The organism is Streptomyces sp. NPDC028368 (assembly GCF_055565615.1).
Map to the genome: position 1 here is coordinate 50,480 of NZ_JBVHTY010000017.1, position 20,719 is coordinate 71,198.

Genomic DNA, 20,719 nt, shown 5'->3' on the forward strand with positions numbered 1-20,719 from the left:
TCCATCCTGCCGGACATCGCACCAACCGTCGCCTACCCGGACCAGGCATGGAGCACGAACCGGGACCAGCAGATCGACATCGTCGCCAACGCTCTCGGCCGGCCGAGCCAGGCGAAGACGCTGGACGCTGATCGCAAACTCAGGCCACTGCGACGAGGACAGCTGTGAAAGCCAGTAGGCCGAGCCCGGCGAGCATGCAGTCAACCGCAGCCTGGATAAGACGAAACTTCCGCATGGCGAGTGTGGCCATGAACCTCAGGTGCTCCACCTGGTAGCCGGATGTCAGCAGATCGCGCAATTGATCGGTGCTCAACCGAGACCAACTCGTCCAGCCGTTGCCTCCGAGGTACGGACGGATCGCGAGTAACAGGATCATCGTCGAGGCCAGGAGCGCAGCGGCAGCGAGGGACGCGGCCACGGCAGCTGGAACGGTCGGGTGGAGGTTCGATGCCGTCGAGGCCAGCGCCACAAGTGCGGCTCCCGACAGGGCCAGCAGCAGGCTTGCTTTGGCATCGGTGCGCGCCAGGTCGGCCTGAAGGGAGGTGACGGTCGCGGCGATACGGTCCTGCGCCATGTCCTGCTGCGGATCAGGTGCGGTGGGTGCCATCGGTGTGCCCTTCCTCGCCGGCCGACTTCACCTTGCCCAGGGCCTGCCAGCAGCCCGCGAAGGACTCTGCGCAGCCATCGAGACGTAGGACGTCGCGATCGGCCACTCGGTTTCCGTGGGCTCTTCCTTACCTGGTCAGATGCCTTGGCCCGCCATGGCCGACTCGCAGGCAGACACCCCGAGTCATCGGCAACCCCCAAGTCATCGGCAACCCCCAAGTCATCGGCAACTGGGCACGTTCATCTGCACGAAGCTGAGCACCTTGCCGGCCGCGCACTGCTGGTCGGGGTGTCGGCGCCCGTGGTGCGGTCCAGTCGATGATCTGCGCCGCCCGATCAAGCTCACCGCCCCCACGCCCAGTTCTTCCACGCCCTTCCTCGGACTTGCTCCTCGGAACCGTTCTTTCGAACATTTCTTCGCGCACGGCGGGAGAGTTGGCCGCGTTCGTCGCCGGGGAGGAGAACGACCCGAGCGCGCAGCTCGCCGCCTACCGCGACGGGAAGCCGGTCGTGGACCTGTGGGCGGGTGATGTCACCGGCGGCTCGCTGACCGGTGTCTTTTCCACCACCAAGGGCGCCGCCCACCTGGTCGTCGCGCTGCTCGTCCAGAACGGGGTCCTGGATCTCGACCGCAAGGTCGCCGACTACTGGCCGGAGTTCGCCATCGAGGGCAAGGGCGCGGTGACGCTGCGGCCACCCTCTTGGACATCACCTGGCATCACCAGGCATCACATGAAGTCGGATGGCGCAGCTTGGCGCCATCCGGCGTCGCCCGGCGTCGCCCGGCGCCATTCCACGCTCCCGAAAACGAATGAGCACGCGTGGCACCACAATGACTCAGGTCACCCCTTCACCTTTCACCAGCTCAGGGCGGCCACCCTCAAGCCCGCGCCACAAAAGGCGCCACGTGACTTGTACATGGCGCCACAGTGGTGCCATCATGACGTCATGGACCTCACTCCGTATGTCGACACCCTGCGTCGCGAACTCGCGGTGGCCGCCGAAGCCGGCGGGGAAGATGCCCGCGAGCTGGCCGAGCGGCTCACCGCTCCTCTGGAGTCGGCGACCCGTCTGACCATGCTCAATGTGCTCTCCGCCGCGATGGACGAGGTCACCCGCGAGCTCGCCCCCGGCTCGGTCGACGTACGGCTGCGCGGGCTCGACCCCGACTTCGTGGTGACGCTGCCGCCCGGTGACAGCGGCCACCCGGAAGCAGCGGCCGCACCCGCCGAACCGCTCGCGTCGCCGCCCCCCGCGGACGGTGACGACGGTGGCACCGCCCGCGTCAATCTGCGACTGCCTGCCCACCTCAAGGCGCGCGCCGAGGAGGCCGCGAACCGCGAGGGCCTGTCGGTCAACGCGTGGCTGGTGCGCGCCGTGTCGGCCGCGGTCGATGGCGGCACGCGGCCACGTACGACGGAGAAGGCCCACGGCGTCGGACAGAACTTCAAGGGCTGGGTGCGCTAGCCGCGCCCGCGCCCGCCCCACTTCACCCACACCACGTCCCCACCAGCGGGGACGACCATGAGACCCAAGAGGACGGGACAGCCATGCCTTCTTTCGACACTCCCGAACCGATCTCGGCCACGGCGCACGTGGAGGCCGGTTCCATCCAGTTCACCGCGGGCGACCGTCTCGATACGGTCGTCGAGGTGCGGCCCCGCGACCCGCAGCGGGATGCGGATGTGCGGGCCGCCGATCAGACCGAGGTGACGTACGCGAGCGGCGCCCTGACCGTCCGGACGCCCAAGCAGCGCTATCTGCTCGGGCGCACCGGCACCGTCGACGTGACGGTCGACCTGCCCACCGGCTCGCGCATCGACATGACCGGCGCCTGGGCCCAGGTGCTCGGCGAGGGCCGGCTCGGCGAGGTCCGGGTGAAGACCTCCTCCGGCGATGTACGCCTGAGCACGACCGGGCCGCTGCATCTGACCGCGTCGCATGGCTCGATCACCGTGGACCGCGTCGAGGGCAAGGCCGAGATCACCACCAGCTCCGGCAGCCTGCGCGTCGGCCTCGTCGACGGACCCGCGATCCTGAAGAACTCGCACGGCAGCACGACCGTCGGCGCCGCGACCGGGGAGCTGCGGGTGAGCGGCGCCAACGGCGACATCGACATCGTGCGCGCCGAGGACTCGGTCGCCGCGACCACCGCCCACGGCACCCTGCGCGTGGCCGAAGTAGCCCGCGGCACCGTCCAGTTGGAGACCTCCTACGGCGCCATCGAGGTCGGCATCCGCGAGGGCACAGCCGCCTGGCTCGACGTCAGCTCGGGCTCCGGGCAGGTGCGCAACACGCTCACCGCGTCCGAGTCCCCGGAGAAGGCCGAGGACACCGTCGAGGTCCGCGCCCGTACCCGGCACGGCAACATCGACATCCTCCGCGCCAAGCCCTGAGCACCCCCGCGCACCCCGCATCACCTGCAACTCGCCCCATTCCCCTGCCACTTCACCCTTCGAGCCGAAGGGCCCCAGGCCGCCTTCTGTCATGCCCACGCCATGACGGCGCTAGTCCGCAATCGCCCGCCGCTGTCCGGCCGCAACAACCGCCACGAAAGGTCATCCGATGAGTGAAACGGTTCCCACCCCGCACGGCCTCCCCATGGATCGCGACGCGGGCCCCTTCGACCCGCCCAGCCAGATCACCCGGCTGCGCGAGACTCGCCCCGTCAGCCCCATGCTCTTCCCCGACGGTCACGAGGGCTGGCTCGTCACCGGCTACGACGCGGTCCGCCGGCTCATGGCCGACACCCGGTTCAGCTCCCGCCAGGACATCGGCGTTCTCCACATGCCGTTCGAGACCCCCAACATGCCCACCCCCACCGAACCCTCCCCGCAGATTCCGGGCATGTTCGTCGCCATGGACCCGCCGGACCACACCCGGCTGCGGCGCAAGCTCACCGGCGCCTTCACCGTCAAACGCATGAAGCAGCTCGAAGAGCACATCATCGACATCGCCGAGCGGCAACTGGACGAACTGGCGCGCCTTACCCCGCCGGTCGACCTGGTCAAGGAGTTCGCGCTGCCGGTGCCCTCGCTGGTGATCTGCGCACTGCTCGGCGTCCCCTACGCGGACCGGGAGAACTTCCAGGTCAACTCCGCCAAGATCCTGGTCAGGGACCAGTCGCTCGACGAGAAGATGGCCGCGTACAGCGCACTGTCCACGTACCTCTCCGAACTGGTCACGCGCAAACGCGCCGCCCCCGGCGAAGACATACTGTCCGACCTGGCCCGCCATGACGACCTCACCATCGAGGAGCTGACCGGCATCGCCTTCCTGCTGCTGTTCGCGGGCCACGAGACCACCGCCAACGTGCTGGGGCTGGGCACCTTCGCGCTCCTGGAGCATCCCGAGCAGCTGGCCGAACTGCGCGCCAACCCGGACCTGATGTCCGGCGCCGTCGAGGAACTCATGCGCTACCTGTCCATTGCCGACATCTTCTTCCGCTACGCCACGGAGGACATCGAGCTCGGCGGTGAAACAATCGGCAAGGGTTCGACCGTCGTTGTCTCGCTGCTGGCCGCCAACCGCGACCCCCGGCGCTTCGACAACCCCGACACCCTGGACATCCACCGCAAGGCCCGCGGTCACCTGTCCTTCGGCCACGGCATCCACCAATGCCTCGGCCAGCAACTGGCCCGCATCGAGATGCGCGCCGGTTTCGACGGACTGCTGCGTCGCTTCCCGACCCTCAAGCTCGCCATCCCCGCCGGCGAGGTGAAACTCAGGACCGACATGAATATCTACGGCGTCCACGAACTGCCGGTCACCTGGACGGAAACGGCCCGGTAAATCCGTCGGCCGAGCGCGTCACCTGTGTGGGAACACTCCTTGAGGGCCGGTCTTGTGGTCCATTCCGGTGAGGGTTGTGGCGTAGTGCGGCGAACAACTCGTTGAACCGTCCGTCCGGGATTCGCCGCGGCAACCGGCGCCGGACGGGCGGCCGATACCGACGCGAGTCCGCGGCCCCGGCTTCAACCGGACCGATCGTTCTTGGGCGTCAATCGTCAGCGTCCACGCACAGCTCAGACACTCAGGCACTCAGACACTCAGGCACTCAGGCACTCAGGCACTCAGGCACTCAGGCACTCAGGCACTCCTTCGACGGGTCGAATCAGCTGATCTGAGCGGATTCCGGCTGCATGCCCACTGGTCGGTGTTCTCCGACATTCCCGAGGTGCCGTGGGCATGCGAGCCGGTGGCCTTCCGAGCATTTGACGGCGAAACTCTGTTCTCACCTCGGCCCGGTGTGTTGTACACATACTCGGTGACGATGCCTCCGTTTCCGCTTCGCGGCGTAGTTGATCAGGAGTTCGTGCCCTGGGCGCGGATGATTGCCGATACCTACGGCCTGGACCGTTCTGAAGAGGAACTGGCCGACCAGCGAGCTGCGACGGATCTCGGGCGCACCCTGGCGGCTTTCGATGAGGGCGTGCCGGTTGCCGGCGCCTCCGTCTACACGCGGTTGTTGACCGTTCCAGGGAGCGTCCTGCCTGTGGCGGGCGTCGCTTCTGTGGGCGTGGCCCCGACACATCGACGCCGCGGCATCCTCACCTCGATGATGCGCACGCAGCTGACAGATCTGCACGAGAACCAACGCGAACCCATAGCCGTTCTTCGCCCTTCCGAAGCCGGGATATACGGGCGCTACGGCTATGGTCCGGCCACGCGGGGAAACCGGATGCGTTGCGATCGGAGTGCCATGCGCTTCCGCCCAGACGCGGACTTCGGGGACGGAACCGTGCGGCTGCTGACAGCAGCACAGGCCCGTCCCGCCCTCGAGCGGGTCTACGACCAGGCGCGCACCGAAGCGGTCGGCTGGCCCGACCGGCAGGAGCCACACTGGAGGGTTCGCCTCGCTGACCGACCGCAGGCACGCGGCACGGCCACCTCCCTGCGCTTCGCCGTGCACCATGACCTCGACGGCCAGGCAACCGGCTACACGCTCTACCGGCACAACACCGTGCCGGACGGGCGCGGCGACAGCACCGGCATGATGCAGGTGGTGGAACTGGCAGCGCTCTCGCGCCAGGCCTACGCCGCGTTGTGGCGCTTCCTCGCCGGGATCGACCTCGTGACGTGGATCGACTATGAGGGCGCTGCGGACGAGCCGCTCCCACACCTGCTGACCGAGCCTCGGGCGATCAACTCCACGCTCGTCGACCGCCTGTGGGTGCGGCTGGCAGACGTCGACCGGGCCCTGGCGGCCCGGCGCTATGCCGTCCCAGTCGACCTTGTCGTGGATGTGCACCACGCGTTCTGCCCGTGGAACAGCGGACACCACCGGCTGCACGCGGAGGGCGAGACGGTTGTCTGCGAACCCACCACAGCCCCGGCCGACCTGCGTCTGACAGCAGCGCAGCTCGGCGCCGCCTTCCTTGGCGGCACCACACTGACCGCCCTCGCCGCCGCGGGCCTCGTTCAGGAACTGCGCCCCGGCGCGCTTGCTCTCGCCTCGGCCGCCTTCCGCGGCGAACGAGAGCCCTGGTACCCCGGCGGCTGGGCCTTCCCGCTCTACTGAACACAGCCGCCTTGATGAACACAGCCGCCCTGATGAACACAGCCGCCCTGATCGCGCGGATCGATCGACATCGAACACCGGGTGGTGGGGGCGCCTCCCCGAGGCACTGAACGAGTGCTGTCGAATCTGGGTCGTTCGTTCATACCTGTCCGTTGGCCGTCTGCCGCTCCCCGCCACTCAGCTCAGCCCACGAGCGCCCGCACTACCTGATGTGCAGGCGCTCGTTCTTGTTCGCTGTCACTCAATGTGACATGCACCAGAACCGCTCACAGGGAAGTGACCTTGCTGGAGGCCGCCCGGAAAGGCCGCTTGCCCCTATCTGCGCGATCGCCGATGGCAACGTCATACCCGAGGACGGCGAACCCGAAGTCGTCTTCTGTCTGTCGGCGTTCGAAGGCACATGGCTCGACATCCGGCGCGGCGCGCTGCGCGGCTGTGGGATCACCACCGTCGTCGTCATCGGTGTCGCCCTCGAGATCGGTATCGAACCCACCGTTCGTCATGCGGTGGTGACCGCACTTCGCTTCGCGGGAGACGCCCTGCTGACCGCCGCGGAGGAATTCCGCTCCGTGCTCACCCCTGGCTGAGGCGGGCCCGCGACCCCGCCGTCATGGAGATGACGTCCGCCCGGCCGCGCGAAAATGGTCGACGTCCACGACGGCCTGTGCGAAGGCGCGGGGCGCTTCCTGCGGCACATTGTGACCGATACCCTTCAGGGTTCGGTGCGCATAGTGGCCGGTGAATTTATCGCGATAGGACGAGCCGTCGCCCGCAGGCGTGAAGGGATCGGCCTCGCCGTCAAGGGTGATCGTGGGCACGGTGATGACGGGACTTGCGGCGAGGCGTTTTTCGAGGCCGTCGTAACGGGGGTCGCCCTTGGCCAGGCTCAACCGCCAGCGATAATTGTGGATCACGATGCTGACGTAATCCGGATTGCGGAACGCTGCCGCGGTGCGGTCGAACGTGGCGTCATCAAAAGCCCATGTCGGGGAATTGAACTTCCAGATCTGCTTCGCCAGATCATGCCGGTTCTGTTCGAGGCCGAGCCGGCCTCTCTCCGTGGCGAAGTAGAACTGATACCACCACACCCACTCGAGCTTCGGCGGCAACGGCTTCTTGTTGGCTTCCAGGTTCGTGATCAGATAGCCGGTCACGGAGACCAAGCCCTTGACCCGCTCCGGCCAGAGCGCCGCGATGATGTCCGCCGTCCGCGATCCCCAGTCGTAACCTGCGAGGATCGCCTTGTCGATCCGCAGCGCATCCATCAAAGCGATGATGTCGAGAGCAAATACCGACTGCTGCGCGTTCCGGAACGTCCCGCCCGAAAGGAAGCGCGTCGTGCCATGGCCCCGCAGATACGGAACGATGACCCGGTATCCCTTACCCGCCAGCAAAGGCGCGACAGCGACGTAACTGTGAATGTCGTAAGGCCAGCCGTGCAGAAGAACGACTGCTGGGCCATGGACCGGGCCCAATTCGGCATATCCCACATTCAGGACGCCGGCCCTGACCTGCTTCAATGATCCGAAGGACGACGCCGTCCCTGGTTTTTCCTTTCCCTGCTCGGCGGTCGGCGGCACATGATTGTTTTCGCCGGACCTGGCAGTCGAGCATGCCAGGGAAAGGCCGGACGCCGAGGCCGCGGCCGCTCCCGTACCGACGACCTTTCCGAAGGTTCGCCTGCTGATCATCTCCATGCTTCCCGTGAAACCGCGGCCGCCCGGCAGTCGGGTTGCGTCGACGGTGAACGCACGAATTCCCCTACCCGGTCCCGCAGCCGTCACCTCGCCGGTCACGGGAACGTCAGGCCATCGGCCGAAGGCTGCGCGACTGCACAAGGGGCCGGCGGCGGTGGAGCCGGGTGCCGCGCCCTGTTGCCCCGGGCAGTCAGCGGGAGAGGAGCTGCTGGCCGCCGTCGATGTCGTATGTGCCGCCGGTGAGCGCGTCGTTGCACATGAGGTGGACGGCCAGAGCGGCGACGTCGGCCGGGCCGACGACCCGTCGGATGGGAAGCGTGGCGCGCAGCTCCTCACGCCGCGCATCGAGCCGATCGCCCAGGAGCGAGGCGGACAGCGGTGTGTCGACGAACCCGGCAGCGATGAGGTTCACCCGGATCGGCGCCAGTTCGAGCGCCAGGTTGGCGGTGAGGGCGGGCAGCGCGGCCGTGAGGGCGGACATGACGGTCATGCCGACACCGGGGCGACGGCCGCCGGTGCCTCCCATGAACAGCAGCGTGCCCCCGGTTCGGACCTTGTCGCGGCTGTAGAGGGCGACACCGAGCGTCAGCGCGAGCCGCTGGCCGAACTCATCGCGTGCGGCGGCGAGATCCATGCCGGACAGGGGACGGTAGGAAGGACTGCCGGCCGTCACCATCACGTGGTCGACCGGCCCAGGCAGGTCCTGGAAGAACTGCTGCAGACGGTCGGTGTCGGTCGCATCGAACGCCGCCGTGCCGAGCGGGTGCAGTTCGTCCGCAGCGTGTTGCAGCCGTTCGGGATTGCGGCCGACCAGGACCAGTTTGCCGCCATCGCCCCGTACCTGGCGGGCGGTTTCGAGTCCGATGCCTGCACTGGCGCCGATCACCACGACGGTCTGGTCGGCGAGATCGGGCCGACGAGGGCTGCCGGGATCGCTGGGTGCGGCAGTCATGGCGATGCGTCCCCGCTCGGGGCCGTGTCACGGTCAGGTTCCGGTTCGCTGCCCGTCATCCGTACCTCCGGATATCGGATCTGCTCCTATCGTCGCGCTTCAGGCCACTGATCACCTGTCGGCCGGTTCTCCGGTGTCGAGGCCGAGGAGGTGAGATGCAGGTCCAGGGCCGATCCACTCGGCGCCGACGGCTGCATGAACGGCGTCGCCCACGGCGAGTTCACCCACCGCCGCTGCGGCCTGATGGACCACCAGTCCCGGCAACGGGCCTTGGACGCCGAGGACTTCGGCCTTCACGGACGCACGGGGTGCGGCAGCGGCGAGCGGGCGATCCGGCCGGCTCCGTCCCGGCCGGGCGTGTGGGGCCTCGGCATCGACGCCGCCATGGGAAGCGGTTGGATGACCGCACCGTGCTCAACGGGTTCGTGGGGAAGCTTTCCGTACCGGCACGGCCTGGCGGGACGTCTCCGAGCGGTACTGCCCGTGGGCCGCCCGCTCGCCTTCTCCGTCACCGTCACCGTCACCGTCACCGTCACCGTCACCGTCACCGTCACCGGTGGGAACGGCAACGACTGCACTTAGTACACCGCGGGGATGGAGGCGATAGGGGCGCCCGCCGTGGCCGGCGCTCCGGAACCGGTGGCCCAGCGATGTGGCGGCAGCCACACGACGATCACCGTCACGCCGCCGCGTGGCGGGAGCGTCCCCAGCAGCTATCGGCAGGGAGCGGCACTCCTGATCTTGCACAGCAAGGCGAAGCATGAAAATTACCCATAAAATGGGCATTACTGGCGCACTGGCGTGCCAGGCAGGCACGTGAAGTCGGTGCGGAAGGGCGATCGACTCGGGGACGGGATGCCTATGGATCAGGCCGCCGGTCCGGCGCGGACCGTCATCCTGACTGTGGATGACGACCCGGGTGTGTCGCGCGCTGTCGCCCGTGATCTGCGGCGACGCTACGGCGAGTCGTACCGCATTGTGCGCGCGGAGTCCGGCGAGTCCGCGCTTGCCGCCCTGCGCGAGCTGAAGCTGCGCGGCGGCCCCGTCGCGGTGATCGTGGCCGACTACCGGATGCCGAAGATGAACGGCATCGAGTTCCTCGAGCAGGCTCTCGACATCTATCCCGGCGCCCGGCGGGTGCTGCTGACCGCGTACGCGGACACCGACGCGGCCATCGACGCGATCAACGTCGTCGACCTCGACCACTACCTCCTCAAGCCCTGGGAGCCGCCCGAGGAGAAGCTCTACCCGGTCCTCGACGACCTACTGCAGGCCTGGCGGGTCACCGACAACCGGCCGGTGGCCGTCACCAAGGTCGTCGGGCACCGCTGGTCGGCGCGTTCATCGGCCGTACGGGAGTTCTTGGCCCGCAACCAGGTGCCGTACCGCTGGTACTCGTCCGACGATCCGGAAGGCCGGCGGCTGCTGTGCGCCGCGGGCCACGAGGGCCTGCGGCTCCCGCTTGTGATCACTCCGGACGGCACGGCCCTCATCGAGCCCGAGGACCAAGAGCTCGCCGCGCGGGTCGGCCTCGCGACGACCCCGACAACCGACTTCTACGACCTCGTCGTCATCGGCGGCGGACCGGCCGGTTTGGGTGCGGCGGTGTACGGGGCCTCCGAGGGCCTTCGGACCGTCCTCGTGGAACGCTCCGCGACCGGAGGCCAGGCGGGCCAGAGCTCGCGTATCGAGAACTATCTCGGCTTTCCGGACGGAGTGTCCGGGGCGCAGCTCACCGACCGGGCCCGGCGTCAGGCGGCGAAGTTCGGTGCCGAGATACTGACCGCGCGCGAGGTCACCGGGCTGGAGATCAATGGCTCGTCGCGCGTCGTCCGGTTCTCGGACGGCTCCGCTGTCGCCGCGCACTCCGTGATTCTCGCGACCGGTGTGTCGTACCGGCAGCTGGATGCGCCCCACGTGACCGAGTTGACCGGCTGCGGAGTGTTCTACGGCTCGGCCCTGACCGAAGCGGCCGCGTGCGAAGGCCATGACGTGTACATCGTCGGCGGCGCGAACTCCGCCGGCCAGGCCGCGATATACCTGGCCCGGAGCGCCAAGTCGGTCACCGTACTGGTGCGTAAGCCGTCCTTGTCCACGTCGATGTCGCACTACCTCGTCCAGCAGGTCGAGGAGACGGCCACGATCTCCGTGCGCACCAACACGGTCGTCGACGCCGCCCACGGCTCGCGTCAACTGGAACAGATCACCCTGCGCGACACAGCGACCGGCCACACCGAACTCGTCGACGCCCAGTGGATGTTCGTCTTCATCGGCGCCGCCCCGCTGACCGACTGGCTGGAGGGCACGGTGCTCCGGGACTCCCGCGGGTTCATCCTGACCGGCCCCGATCTGACCACGGACGGGCGCCCGCCGGCCGACTGGGAGTTGGACCGGCCGCCCTACCACTTGGAAACAAACGTCCCGGGCGTGTTCGTGGCCGGAGACGCCCGCGCCGAGTCCGCCAAGCGTGTCGCTTCCGCGGTAGGAGAGGGAGCCATGGCGGTCATGCTCGTCCACCGATATCTGGAGCAGTCATGAACAGCCGTCCGATGCCGTGCAGTCAGGAGGAACTCGGCTCGCTGTTCCTGTTCGAGAAGCTGGCCCCCGACCAGATCGCCCTGCTCTGCCGCGAAGGCCGTGTGGAGGAGTTCGAACCCGGGCCCGTGTACGGGGAGGGCGACGCCGCCACATGCTTCTACGTGCTGCTCGAAGGAACCCTCGTTCTCTCGCGCCGGATCGGGGACTACGACGTGGAGATCAACCGGAGCTCCAGCCGCGGGGTGTACGCGGGAGCCTTCCAGGCCTACCTGGGTGACCGCCTCCAGCAGGTGTACAACAGCTCCCTGCGGGTCGTCGAACCCTCACGCTTTTTCGTGCTGCCCGCGGAGACCTTCGCCGCGATCATGCGCGAGTGGTTTCCCATGGCCGTGCACCTGCTGGAAGGCCTTTTCTTCGGCGCCAAGAGCACCCAGGAGGCCGTCGGCCAGCGGGAACGGCTCCTGGCTCTCGGGTCGCTGTCCGCAGGGCTGACCCATGAGCTGAACAACCCCGCCACCGCGGCCGTGCGCGCCACGTCCGCGCTCCGCGAGCGTGTTGCCGGGATGCGCCACAAGCTCGGCATCATCGCGGCAGGCCCGTACCGGCGCGACAGCCTGGAGACACTCGTCGACGTCCAAGAACGCACGGCCGAGCGCGTCGCCAAGGCCACCACCTTGAGCCCGCTGGAAGCCTCGGACCGGGAGGACACCATCTCCGACTGGCTGGACGACCATGGCATCGGGGACGGATGGCAGCTCGCGCCGACCTTCGTACAGGCGGGCCTGGACACCGACTGGCTGGACCAGATCGCCGCAACCGTGGACAGGGACACCCTCGCAGGTGCCGTGCGGTGGCTCAACTACACCGTCGAATCCGAACTGTTGATGAACGAGATCGAGGAGTCGACCAACCGCGTCTCGGCCCTCGTCACCGCGGCCAAGCAGTACTCGCAACTCGATCGAGCGCCCCACCAGGTCGCCGACGTGCATGAACTGCTGGACAGCACCCTGCTGATGGTGTCCGCGAAGATCGGCCCCCACATCACGGTCGTCAAGGACTACGACCGCAGCCTGCCGAAGATCCCGGCCTACCCCAGCGAGCTCAACCAGGTATGGACGAATCTGATCGACAACGCCGTCTCGGCGATGAACAGCACGGGCGCCGAGGGCACGTTGACCGTACGCACCGCGCGCGATGGAGACCATCTACTCGTCGAGTTCTGCGACACCGGTCCCGGAGTCCCCGAGGAGATCCGCGACCGCGTCTTCGACCCGTTCTTCACCACCAAACCGGTGGGTGAGGGCACAGGTCTCGGCCTGGACATCTCATGGCGCATCGTCGTCAACAAACACCAGGGGGACCTGCGGTTCCACTCCGTCCCAGGCGACACCCGCTTCCAGGTACGCCTCCCGCTGGCCTCCGCCGACCCCCCTCCCTCACAGGAACCGTCATGAGCTCCCGGAACGGAATCGACCCCTCGGTCCCCCACGCGGGCCACCGGGCACCCGGGGAGCGCGGCTACCTTCTTTTCGACAACGAGAGCATCGGAAAGAGATCCGGCTACGCCCCCGTGGCAGCGCCTGGACCCGTGCGGCCCAGATCACCGCGGGGCGCTTCACCGGCGGCACCTCGCGCGCCGACGACCTCATCGTCCGCTGGTCCGACGGCCACGTCAGCCTCTACCCCAACGTCGACGGCACCGGCCTGCACGCCGAAAAGAAGCTCCTCGCAGCAAACAAGACCTGACTTCGGTAGCGGCGGTGGCGCCAGAGGACGGGCGGACGATGTCGTGGTGCGGTGGCCCGGCGGGAAACTCGCCCTCAATTCCGACTCCACAGCCAAGGCCCTGGGGAAGTGCGCCGAGGGTGGCGCGTGGGCACCCACGCGCGATGCGCTCCGTATAGGGCATGGTCACCCGCCAGACCGTCGCCGGCGCATCCGGACCCTGAACCGGCTGTCGACAAAATCGACCTTCTGCTGTCAACCGGCCCACAATCATGGGCCACACGACGCAGATCAACTGGCCGCCGGCGGCGGGGTATCCCCGTTCACAGCAGCCGCGCGACCTGCGAATTCACCCGTTCGTGGGCGAATCAGTCCGGGCGTGACGGCGGTAACCGGTCATCTCTATCGGCCGAAAATTTCGGTGATAGGCGAAATAAAGGACATTCCGCCGGAAGGGTGCCGGGTACGCACGGCCCCGCGGCCGTCCCGCCCCGGCCGCCCCCTGCCGGTGACGGTCTTGATAACCCCTCCCGGTCCAACCGGCCACGGCACCTTGCCTCATAGCAGACGGCGAGGAGCCCGTAGGGCGTATGACCACTTTCCGTGCCGGTGGGGTGTGCTGCGCCCGCGTGCTCCCCATACCGTTCGCGCACCCGCTGCGGCGCCATGGCGGGCCGGACAAACCACAAGGTGGAGTGGATGCATCTGACCCCCCATGAGCAGGAGAAACTGCTCATCTACGTAGCCGCCGACATCGCGGAGAAACGTTGGCCGAAGGATCCCGAAAGGTTCCACCACCCCGAGCGCGTAAAGCTCAACTACCCCGAGGTGGTCGCGCTGATCAGCCGCTACATCATGGAAGGGGCGCGCCGGGGAAAGCCGGTGTTGGACCTGGCCGAGGATGCCGGCCGGTTGTTCGAGCCCGAGGAACTGATGGAGGGCGTCTTCGAGATGGTCCGCGACCTCCAGGTGGAGGCGACCTTCCCTGACGGGAGCAAGCTGTGCTCCGTACGCGAGTTGGTGCCTCGCAGCTTGGTGGACCTGCCCGGCCCTGAACCCGAGCCCACCTCGATGGCCGCGGGAGCGCAATCGTGATTCCTGGAGAAATCGAGTGCGACGGCCCCGATATCGTCATCAATGAGGGCAAGCCGGTGACGGTGCTGAAAGTGAAGAATGAAGGGGACCGGCCCGTCCAGGTCGGCTCCCACTACCACTTCGCCGAGGTCAATCACAGCCTGAAGTTCTTCTCGGGGGACGACGAGCTGCCGCGCAGCGCGGCGCGCGGGCTGCGACTGCATATCGCGGCGGGAACGGCGAAGCGCTTCGAGACCAACGCGGACTGCGACATCGAACTTGTGCCGCTCGTGGGCAAGAGGGTGGTGCCGGGGCTGCGTGGCGAGACCGCGGGACCGGTGGGCGGCTACGCGGAAGCGGTGGACGGCGGCACGGAATCGGTGGACGGCGGCACGGAATCGGGGGCGGAGCGATGACAGAGAATTCCCGGCACAGGCTGAAGCCGATGCCCCGGCGCGAGTACGCCGAGCTGTTCGGCCCGACGACCGGTGACCGCATCCGGCTTGCCGACACCAATCTGTGGATCCGCATCGAGAAGGACCTCTCCGGAGGACCGGGACTGGCGGGGGACGAAGCGGTCTTCGGCGGCGGCAAGGTGCTGCGCGAGTCCATGGGGCAGTCCCTGCTCAGCCGTAAGGACGGGGCGCCCGACGCCGTCATCACCGGCGTGGTGATCGTCGATCACTGGGGCATCGTCAAGGCCGATGTGGGCATCCGCGAGGGCCGGATCGTCGCGCTGGGTAAGGCCGGCAACCCCGACATCATGGACGGAATCCATCCGGACCTCGTCATCGGGCCCGAGACGGAGATCATCGCAGGCAACGGCAAGATCCTCACCGCGGGTGCCGTGGACACGCATGTGCACTTCGTCGACCCGCAGGTCATCCCCGAGGCGCTGGGCTCCGGCGTCACCACCCTCATCGGCGGCGGCGCCGGACCCGGCGAGGGCAGTAAGGCCACCACCGTTACTCCAGGGGCCTGGTACCTGGCCCGGATGTTCGAGGCGCTGGATGCCTACCCGGTCAATATCGGCCTGACGGGCAAAGGCAGTACGGTCAACAAGGAGTCGATGCGCGACCAACTGCGCGCCGGAGCCTTCGGGTTCAAGATCCACGAGGACTGGGGGGCAACCCCCGCCGCCATCGACGCCGCGCTACAGGTGTGCCAGGAGAGCGGAGCCCAACTCGCCCTGCACGCCGACACCTTGAACGAGGCCGGTTATGTAGGCAGCACCCTCGACGCGATCGATGGCCGGGGCATCCACGTGTACCACGCCGAGGGTGCGGGCGGTGGGCACGCCCCGGACATCATCACCATGGCCCGCTGCTCCAATGTGCTGCCCTCCTCCACCAATCCGAGCGTTCCGTACACGTACAACACCGCGGAAGAGCATTTGGACATGCTCATGGTGGCCCACCACCTCAACCCGAAGGTCGACGAAGACCTGGCCTTCGCCTGTTCGCGGATCCGGCCGACCACCATGCTCGCCGAAGACATCCTGCACGACCTCGGCGCGATGTCGATGACGTCCTCGGACGCCCAGGCGATGGGGCGCGCGGGCGAAACCATCTTGCGTACTTGGCAGCTCGCACACGTCATGAAGGAGCGCATCGGCGCCGCGGCCCGCGACACCAGCTCCTCCGACAACCACCGGGTACGCCGCTATGTCGCCAAGTACACCATCAACCCGGCGATCACCCACGGCGTCGACAACGTGATCGGATCGGTGGAAGCGGGCAAGCTCGCCGACCTGGTGCTGTGGGAGCCGAAGTTCTTCGGCGTCAGGCCACACCTGGTCATCAAGGGCGGGCAAATCGCCTACGCGCAGCTGGGCGACGCCAACGCCTCCATCCCCACCCCGCAGCCCGTGCTGCCTCGTCCCGCCTACGGCGCGGTCGGTCGGGCGCCGGCGTCGCTCTCGCTGAACTTCGTCACGCCTTTCGCGCTGAGGAATGGCGGCCTGGTGCAGGACCTCGGCGTGGCCAAGCCGTTCCACGTGATCGAGGACACCCGGAAGATCACCAAGGCCGACATGAAGGAGAACGACGCGAGGCCGGACATCGTCGTCAACGCCGACAACTTCAAGGTCACCATTGACGGCGTGGATGTGGAGCAGATGTGCCCGGAGGACGAACTGAAGGAACTTCCTCTCGCCCAGCGGTACTTCATCGTCTGATGGCTGCTGTGAACACCGCCCCTGGGACTGCGGCGAACCTGCCGACGAGTCACCACCGACACCACCACTGCCACCACCGTCACCACTGCCACCACCGCACTCACCGTAGGGAATCGCGATGAGCCGCGCGGCACTGCTGGTGCTCGCTGATGGCCGGTTCCCCGCCGGAGGGCATGCGCACTCCGGTGGCGCCGAACCGGCCGTCACCGCGGGCCGTATCAAGGACACCCCCACCCTGGAGGCGTTCTGCCGGGGCCGGCTGCACACCGCGGGGCTGGTCGGCGCGGGCCTGGCCGCCGCCGCGGCATCCGGCTGCGATCCGCTCCTGCTGGACGAGGCCGCCGACGCTCGAACCCCCTCCCCCGCCCTGCGGCTTGTGGCCCGCAGGCTGGGGCGGCAGATGATGCGGGCCGCCCGCGCGACCTGGCCGTCGGCCGAGCTGGACGCGCTGGCCGCGGCCCGCCCGCGCGGCGCCCATCAGCCCGTCGTGATGGGGCTTGCGGCCCGCTCGGCCGGGTTGGCGCCGCTGGATGCCGCGTACGCGGTGGCGTACGAGAACGTCAGCGGCCCGGCCACCGCCGTCGTACGCCTGCTGAGCCTGGACCCCTTCGAGGCCACCGCCGTCCTCGCGCGCCTGGCCGACGACCTCGACCGGGTCGCCGCGCAGGCCGCGCAGGCCGCCGAACGCGTACCGCTGGAAGGAGTTGACGCGCTGCCCGCCGCCTCGGCGCCGCTGCTGGACCTCACCGCCGAGCAGCACGCCGCCTGGCCGGTACGCCTCTTCGCCTCCTGACTCCGCCCGCACCGACCACGAGACACCGGAGCGCCCATGCACCTCGACCACTCGCAGACCTTCCCCGAGCGGCACACCTACAGCGCCGCCGACCCCACGCGCCCCGACGGGAACCGCCGGGCGCTGCGCATCGGCCTGGGCGGGCCGGTGGGCACCGGCAAGACCGCCACCGTTGCGGCGCTGTGCCGGGCGCTGCGCGAGGAGCTGTCCATCGCGGTGGTCACCAATGACATCTACACCCGTGAGGACGCCGAGTTCCTGCTGCGGGAGGCGGTGCTGCCCCCTGAGAGGATCAGCGCGGTGGAGACCGGCGCCTGCCCGCACACCGCCATCCGCGATGACATCTCCGCCAACCTGGAGGCGGTGGAGGACCTGGAGGACGCCGTCGGGCCGCTGGACCTGGTGTTGGTGGAGTCCGGCGGTGACAACCTGACCGCCACCTTCTCCAAGGGCCTGGTCGACTTCCAGATCTTCGTGATCGATGTGGCGGGCGGGGACGACATTCCGCGCAAGGGCGGCCCCGGCGTCACCACCGCCGACCTCCTCGTCATCAACAAGACCGACCTGGCCCCCTACGTCGGCGCGGACCTGGAGGGCATGGCACGCGACGCGAAGGCACAGCGCGGCGAACTCCCCGTCGCCTTCACCACGCTCACCACCCAGGCCGGTATCCAGCCCGTCTCCGACTGGGTGCGCGCACGCCTGGCCGACTGGACGACGGACGCCGCATGACCCTCGCACCCCCCGAGCCCCCACCTCACACGGTGGCACCTGCCGCACCTGCTCCAGGGGTCTCCTCCGCCGCGCGCATCGTCGCCGTCCCCGACCCGCGCGGCGGCACCGCCCTGCCCGTGCTGCACGGACGACGGGCCCTCATCCCCCGCCGGCTCAACGCCCCCGGCCCCTACGCCCGGGTCGCCCTCACCGGCGCCGTGAGCGCACCGCTCGGCGGCGACCGGCTCAGCCTCCACATCGAAGTACGCACCGGCGCACGCCTGCACCTCGACACGATCAGCGCCACCCTCGCCCTGCCGGGCCCCAACGGCGGCACCGCCACCAACGACGTGCTGCTCCGCGTGGACGACGACGCCGAACTGCACTACCGGCCGGATCCGCTGATCTCCGTCGTGGACAGCGACCTGGTGACGACCACCCGCGCAGAACTGGCCCCCAGGGCCCGACTGGTGCTGCGAGAAGAGCAGGTACTCGGCCGCACCAACGAACCCCCAGGACGGTTGCGCACCCGCCTGACCGTCCGACTGGCCGAACACCCCCTGCTCGACCAGGAGCTCTCTCTCGGCCCCGGGGCCCCCGGGTGGTCGGGCCCGGCAGTCCTCGCGGACTACCGCATGACCGGCCAGCTCCTCATCGTCACCCCCGAATTCACCCACCACAAACCACCACCCCGAATCCTCTCCACCGACTCCGACCAGGGTGAGGCCGTCCTCACACCCCTCGCCGGCCCCGCCGTCCTCATCTCCGTGACGGCAGCCGACAACCGCACTCTCCAACGCCTACTGGAACGGGGCCACCAAGCAACGGGAGTGCCCGCTCGGCCTGATCCTCGGCCGTAGTGGCCTGACTTTTTGCGCCTCTTGTGTCGGCCGGACCCGATACCTCGATCTGCCGCCGGCCCTACGCCCGGGCCCCCTCGGCTGCCTCGTAGCAGGCTTCGATCAGGGCACGCAGCGCAGCCCGGGGCGGACCGTTCCGCACCGCGAGGTAGGTCTGCATGACGGGCGCCGGGTCGCTCAGGGGGCGGAACACCACGCCGGGAACGGGCAGCTGTTCGGCGTGCGGTGCGTAGAAGACCGTCCAGGACGGTTTGCCGTAGCCGATGGCGGCGAGGGTGTCCTGGTCGTTGGTGAACTCCGGGCCCAGGACGGGCGTGTAGCCGGCGGCCCGGCAGGAGTGCATCACCAGGTCGTGGAGTGCGGGGTTACGGGAGCGAGGGGAGAGCCGCAGCGGTAGTTCCGCGAGCCGGGCCAGTGGGAGGGTCTCCCGCGCGGCAAGCTCGTGGCCCGCGGGCAGCGCCGCCATCAGCGCGTCCTGCCACAGCGGCAGGAACTCCAGCCCAGGGTCGGTCCGTTCACCACGCAGCAGGGCGGCGTCCAGGTCACCGGCCCGCACCTGCGCCAGGCGTTCCTCGGTGCTGCTGGTGACGAGTTCCAACTGGGCGTGGCCGGTATGTCGGGTGAAAGCGGTGAGTACGGCGTCCAGCCAGGCACCGAGCCCGGAGCTGGTGCCGAGGCGCACCGTCGCGGCATGTTCGGCGCGCAGTTCGTCGATGGCCTCCCGCGCGCGTGCCTGGAGGGCGAGCATCTCCCTGGCGTACGGGAGGAGCCGGTTGCCGGCCTCGGTGAGCCGGACGACGCGGGTGGAGCGGGCGAACAGCTCCGTACCCAGTTCGCGTTCGAGCCGGCGGAGCTGCTGGCTGACCGCGGACTGCACGATGTGCAACCGCTCGGCGGCACGGCCGAAGTGCAGTTCCTCCGCCACGGTGAGGAAGTAGCGCAGCTGACGCAGCTCCATGGCCCCCGGTCTCCCTGTCCGCTGTGACCAGCATTGATCACCGTTCGCGATCAGTGTAGGCGCGGATCGCTCATTGGCCGGCGGAGGTGATCGCGGTTGGCTGGGAACATCACGAACCGCGCGGCCCGCAAGGGCCCACGAGGCGAGGGGAAACCGCCATGCCGAACCTGGACGTCAACGACACCACCCTCTACTACGAGGACGAGGGGACGGGCCCGGCGCTGCTGTTCCTGCACGGCTGGGGCACCAGCGGCCGGACCTGGGGCGCGCAGCTGCCCGACTTCACCCGGGACCACCGGGTGGTCACGGTCGACTGGCGGGGCTGCGGGCGGTCGGCCCGTCCGGTCCGGGGCAACACCACCGCCGGGGTGGTCAGCGACCTGGTGGCGCTGATCGGCGCGCTGCGGCTGGACCGGCCGGTGGTCATCGGCTCGTCGATCGGCGGGGCCTTCGCCACTGAACTGGGCGTGCGGCGACCTGAGTTGATCGCCGGGGTGGTCCCGGTGGGCGCGCCGGGGTACTGGCCGTCGACAATGGCTCAGGCACAGGCGGAGCTCGTGGCCGGTCTGCGCCACGACCGGGCCGGTACGGTCGCCGGCTGGGTGCCGGGATGGTACGCACCGGGCACCGCGCCCGCGCTCATCGACTGGACGGTCCGCCAGATCCTGGACTCCGGCGTCTACATCGACGAGCACCAGGCCACCGCCGACGGCTACGACCCGCGCCCGACGCTGCCCGGACTGCAGGTGCCGATCCACTACCTCCACGGTGAGCTGGACGCCGCGATCCCCCTGGAGGTGGCCCGGACCTGCGCCGCCCTTACGCCCGGAGCCGAGGTAAGCGTGATCGCCGGCGCCGCCCACATGCCACACCAGGAGCTCCCCGACCGGTTCAACACCGCACTGCGCGCCGCGCTCGCGCGGATGGCCCAGGCCGCCCGCGCCACCGCGTAACCAGAGTCCGCAACGGCATGACCACCCGGTCCCTGAGGCGCGCGACGTGGACGCCCTGTTCCAGGAGACCGCGGGCCCAGGGCCCAGAGCCCAGAGCCCAGCCTCCGCGGCCCGACTGCCCCTCTGTCAGAATCGCCACATGGCTGATCACG

Annotated in this window: 19 protein-coding genes and 2 pseudogenes; 16 read left to right on the top strand and 5 right to left on the bottom strand. The window is 68.8% G+C overall.

The annotated features are described in order from the left end of the window. Positions 1–139: 139 nt before the first annotated feature. Entirely contained in the window at positions 140–607 is a 468-nt protein-coding gene (locus ACZ4S3_RS31905; RefSeq protein WP_467940531.1) for a Pycsar system effector family protein, read from the bottom strand. Continuing rightward, positions 588–713 carry a hypothetical protein gene (locus ACZ4S3_RS31910; RefSeq protein WP_467940533.1) on the bottom strand — a complete coding sequence of 42 codons (126 nt, stop codon included), beginning with the start codon at positions 711–713 and terminating at the stop codon, positions 588–590. Before ACZ4S3_RS31910 ends, ACZ4S3_RS31905 begins: the two co-directional genes overlap by 20 nt. 328 nt (positions 714–1,041) lie before the next feature. On the opposite strand from ACZ4S3_RS31910, the pseudogene ACZ4S3_RS31915 reads away from it, so the two are divergent. From ACZ4S3_RS31915 to ACZ4S3_RS31940, 6 genes and pseudogenes are all read left to right on the top strand, one after another. Further along, positions 1,042–1,299: pseudogene (locus ACZ4S3_RS31915) on the top strand (serine hydrolase domain-containing protein); the annotation flags it as partial. 255 nt (positions 1,300–1,554) lie between these two features. Continuing rightward, entirely contained in the window at positions 1,555–2,073 is a 519-nt protein-coding gene (locus tag ACZ4S3_RS31920) for a hypothetical protein (protein WP_467940775.1), read from the top strand. Positions 2,074–2,156: 83 nt separating this feature from the next. Then, on the top strand, positions 2,157–3,002 hold the full coding sequence (locus ACZ4S3_RS31925) for a DUF4097 family beta strand repeat-containing protein (RefSeq protein WP_467940535.1): 846 nt from the start codon (positions 2,157–2,159) through the stop codon (positions 3,000–3,002). A gap of 169 nt (positions 3,003–3,171) precedes the next feature. After that, positions 3,172–4,398 carry a cytochrome P450 gene (locus ACZ4S3_RS31930; RefSeq protein ID WP_467940537.1) on the top strand — a complete coding sequence of 409 codons (1,227 nt, stop codon included), beginning with the start codon at positions 3,172–3,174 and terminating at the stop codon, positions 4,396–4,398. A 481-nt stretch (positions 4,399–4,879) separates the two neighbouring features. Then, positions 4,880–6,127: a GNAT family N-acetyltransferase gene (locus tag ACZ4S3_RS31935; RefSeq protein WP_467940777.1), complete on the top strand. Its 1,248-nt coding sequence runs from the start codon at positions 4,880–4,882 to the stop codon at positions 6,125–6,127. A gap of 251 nt (positions 6,128–6,378) precedes the next feature. After that, positions 6,379–6,714 carry a hypothetical protein gene (locus tag ACZ4S3_RS31940; RefSeq protein WP_467940539.1) on the top strand — a complete coding sequence of 112 codons (336 nt, stop codon included), beginning with the start codon at positions 6,379–6,381 and terminating at the stop codon, positions 6,712–6,714. 21 nt (positions 6,715–6,735) lie between these two features. Here ACZ4S3_RS31940 and ACZ4S3_RS31945 read toward each other — a convergent pair whose 3' ends face one another. Next, complete coding sequence (locus ACZ4S3_RS31945) at positions 6,736–7,818, bottom strand: alpha/beta fold hydrolase (protein WP_467940779.1); 1,083 nt, start codon at positions 7,816–7,818, stop codon at positions 6,736–6,738. A gap of 196 nt (positions 7,819–8,014) precedes the next feature. Continuing rightward, positions 8,015–8,776, bottom strand: a complete 762-nt coding sequence (locus ACZ4S3_RS31950; RefSeq protein ID WP_467940541.1) for an SDR family oxidoreductase — start codon at positions 8,774–8,776, stop codon at positions 8,015–8,017. Positions 8,777–8,926: 150 nt separating this feature from the next. On the opposite strand from ACZ4S3_RS31950, the gene ACZ4S3_RS31955 reads away from it, so the two are divergent. The 9 genes and pseudogenes from ACZ4S3_RS31955 (at position 8,927) to ACZ4S3_RS31995 (ending at position 18,656) form a co-directional block, all read left to right on the top strand. Beyond that, complete coding sequence (locus ACZ4S3_RS31955) at positions 8,927–9,358, top strand: hypothetical protein (protein WP_467940543.1); 432 nt, start codon at positions 8,927–8,929, stop codon at positions 9,356–9,358. Between the two features lie 279 nt (positions 9,359–9,637). Beyond that, positions 9,638–11,314: an NAD(P)/FAD-dependent oxidoreductase gene (locus ACZ4S3_RS31960; protein ID WP_467940782.1), complete on the top strand. Its 1,677-nt coding sequence runs from the start codon at positions 9,638–9,640 to the stop codon at positions 11,312–11,314. Beyond that, complete coding sequence (locus ACZ4S3_RS31965) at positions 11,311–12,768, top strand: ATP-binding protein (RefSeq protein WP_467940545.1); 1,458 nt, start codon at positions 11,311–11,313, stop codon at positions 12,766–12,768. The genes ACZ4S3_RS31960 and ACZ4S3_RS31965 overlap by 4 nt, the downstream gene beginning before the upstream one ends. 970 nt (positions 12,769–13,738) lie before the next feature. After that, positions 13,739–14,056: pseudogene (ureA, locus tag ACZ4S3_RS31970) on the top strand (urease subunit gamma); the annotation flags it as partial. Positions 14,057–14,130: 74 nt separating this feature from the next. Then, a complete protein-coding gene (gene ureB, locus ACZ4S3_RS31975) occupies positions 14,131–14,529 on the top strand; it encodes an urease subunit beta (protein ID WP_467940547.1) in 399 nt (132 codons plus the stop codon). A 20-nt stretch (positions 14,530–14,549) separates the two neighbouring features. Continuing rightward, on the top strand, positions 14,550–16,289 hold the full coding sequence (locus tag ACZ4S3_RS31980) for an urease subunit alpha (RefSeq protein ID WP_467940784.1): 1,740 nt from the start codon (positions 14,550–14,552) through the stop codon (positions 16,287–16,289). Between the two features lie 118 nt (positions 16,290–16,407). Then, the gene (locus tag ACZ4S3_RS31985; protein WP_467940549.1) at positions 16,408–17,082 is read left to right on the top strand and encodes an urease accessory protein UreF; all 675 of its coding nucleotides are present in this window, start codon (positions 16,408–16,410) and stop codon (positions 17,080–17,082) included. 36 nt (positions 17,083–17,118) lie between these two features. Next, a complete protein-coding gene (ureG, locus tag ACZ4S3_RS31990) occupies positions 17,119–17,814 on the top strand; it encodes an urease accessory protein UreG (protein WP_467940551.1) in 696 nt (231 codons plus the stop codon). Further along, positions 17,811–18,656, top strand: a complete 846-nt coding sequence (locus ACZ4S3_RS31995; RefSeq protein ID WP_467940553.1) for an urease accessory protein UreD — start codon at positions 17,811–17,813, stop codon at positions 18,654–18,656. The genes ureG and ACZ4S3_RS31995 overlap by 4 nt, the downstream gene beginning before the upstream one ends. Before the next feature lie 61 nt (positions 18,657–18,717). Here the strand turns inward: ACZ4S3_RS31995 and ACZ4S3_RS32000 are convergent, their stop codons facing one another. Then, entirely contained in the window at positions 18,718–19,614 is an 897-nt protein-coding gene (locus tag ACZ4S3_RS32000; RefSeq protein ID WP_467940555.1) for a LysR family transcriptional regulator, read from the bottom strand. Positions 19,615–19,772: 158 nt separating this feature from the next. Here ACZ4S3_RS32000 and ACZ4S3_RS32005 point away from each other — a divergent pair, with 158 nt between their 5' ends. Continuing rightward, the gene (locus ACZ4S3_RS32005; protein ID WP_467940557.1) at positions 19,773–20,567 is read left to right on the top strand and encodes an alpha/beta fold hydrolase; all 795 of its coding nucleotides are present in this window, start codon (positions 19,773–19,775) and stop codon (positions 20,565–20,567) included. Positions 20,568–20,719: the final 152 nt, after the last annotated feature.

Bases quoted from the DNA above. Each gene is read 5' to 3' on its own strand.
- ACZ4S3_RS31960 (WP_467940782.1), top strand. From the start codon at position 9,638: ATGGATCAGGCCGCCGGTCCGGCGCGGACCGTCATCCTGACTGTGGAT.
- ACZ4S3_RS31985 (WP_467940549.1), top strand. From the start codon at position 16,408: ATGAGCCGCGCGGCACTGCTGGTGCTCGCTGATGGCCGGTTCCCCGCC.
- ACZ4S3_RS31935 (WP_467940777.1), top strand. From the start codon at position 4,880: ATGCCTCCGTTTCCGCTTCGCGGCGTAGTTGATCAGGAGTTCGTGCCC.
- ACZ4S3_RS32000 (WP_467940555.1), bottom strand. From the start codon at position 19,614: ATGGAGCTGCGTCAGCTGCGCTACTTCCTCACCGTGGCGGAGGAACTG.
- ACZ4S3_RS31930 (WP_467940537.1), top strand. From the start codon at position 3,172: ATGAGTGAAACGGTTCCCACCCCGCACGGCCTCCCCATGGATCGCGAC.
- ACZ4S3_RS31905 (WP_467940531.1), bottom strand. From the start codon at position 607: ATGGCACCCACCGCACCTGATCCGCAGCAGGACATGGCGCAGGACCGT.
- ACZ4S3_RS31950 (WP_467940541.1), bottom strand. From the start codon at position 8,776: ATGACTGCCGCACCCAGCGATCCCGGCAGCCCTCGTCGGCCCGATCTC.
- ACZ4S3_RS31965 (WP_467940545.1), top strand. From the start codon at position 11,311: ATGAACAGCCGTCCGATGCCGTGCAGTCAGGAGGAACTCGGCTCGCTG.
- ACZ4S3_RS31945 (WP_467940779.1), bottom strand. From the start codon at position 7,818: ATGATCAGCAGGCGAACCTTCGGAAAGGTCGTCGGTACGGGAGCGGCC.
- ACZ4S3_RS31920 (WP_467940775.1), top strand. From the start codon at position 1,555: ATGGACCTCACTCCGTATGTCGACACCCTGCGTCGCGAACTCGCGGTG.
- ACZ4S3_RS31925 (WP_467940535.1), top strand. From the start codon at position 2,157: ATGCCTTCTTTCGACACTCCCGAACCGATCTCGGCCACGGCGCACGTG.
- ACZ4S3_RS31940 (WP_467940539.1), top strand. From the start codon at position 6,379: ATGCACCAGAACCGCTCACAGGGAAGTGACCTTGCTGGAGGCCGCCCG.
- ACZ4S3_RS31995 (WP_467940553.1), top strand. From the start codon at position 17,811: ATGACCCTCGCACCCCCCGAGCCCCCACCTCACACGGTGGCACCTGCC.
- ACZ4S3_RS32005 (WP_467940557.1), top strand. From the start codon at position 19,773: ATGCCGAACCTGGACGTCAACGACACCACCCTCTACTACGAGGACGAG.
- ureG (WP_467940551.1), top strand. From the start codon at position 17,119: ATGCACCTCGACCACTCGCAGACCTTCCCCGAGCGGCACACCTACAGC.